The 690-nt window shown below is 59.0% G+C and carries 2 protein-coding genes; both read left to right on the top strand.

From position 1 onward, the window contains the following. Positions 1 to 305, top strand: a 305-nt coding sequence (locus CWM53_RS20215; RefSeq protein WP_133124370.1) for an SDR family oxidoreductase, incomplete at its 5' end; no start/stop codon positions are given. Between the two features lie 9 nt (positions 306 to 314). After that, positions 315 to 690 (top strand): SDR family NAD(P)-dependent oxidoreductase (locus CWM53_RS20210; RefSeq protein ID WP_133124369.1); only part of this gene is annotated, 376 nt, incomplete at its 3' end.

The raw sequence follows: 690 nt of genomic DNA, 5'->3' as shown, positions 1-690 counted from the left end.
ACGCGGCGGCGAAAGCCGCAGTCCCAGGGATTTGTCGCTCACTGGCCGTTGAGCTTGCACCGCGAGGTATTCGCTGCAACGCCGTGATCCCCGGATTGATTGAAACCCCACAGTCGCTGGATAAGCAGAACTCTCTGGGGCCGGAGGGGCTGGCAAAAGCAGCCAGATCGATTCCACTGGGACGGGTTGGCTGTCCGGATGATATCGCTCGCGTAGTGGCTTTTCTCACCAGCGACGAAAGCCGTTATCTGACCGGGCAAAGCCTTATTGTCGACGGTGGTTTGACCGTCCGCTGGCCGGATTAAGGAGCCACTATGCAGTTGCAAAACAGACGTTGTGTTGTGACGGGCGCGGCAAGTGGTATCGGCGAGGCTATCGCACTGCTTTTTGCCGGGGAAGGGGCACGACTGATACTCACCGACCGGGACCGTAATAAACTGGAAGGGGTGGTACAGCGTTGTCGGTTAATTGGGGCGCATTGCTATGGCGTGGTGGCTGATGTCGGCGAGGTCGACGGGGCAACGGCTGGTGTGGATGCCTGCCTGGGGCACTATGAAGGGATTGACGTGCTGGTCAACAATGCAGGCATGCTTACCCAGGCTCCCTGCACCGATATCACTCTGGATATGTGGGAAACCATGATGGCCGTCGATCTGCGCAGCGTGTTTCTGGCCTGCCAGCGAGCTCTGC

Origin of the sequence: Klebsiella sp. A-Nf5 (genome assembly GCF_002810545.1) — a bacterium.
Lineage (GTDB): Bacteria > Pseudomonadota > Gammaproteobacteria > Enterobacterales > Enterobacteriaceae > Klebsiella > Klebsiella variicola.
The sequence above is the reverse complement of the archived record's forward strand: the minus strand, read 5'-3'. Positions and strand labels throughout refer to the sequence as shown.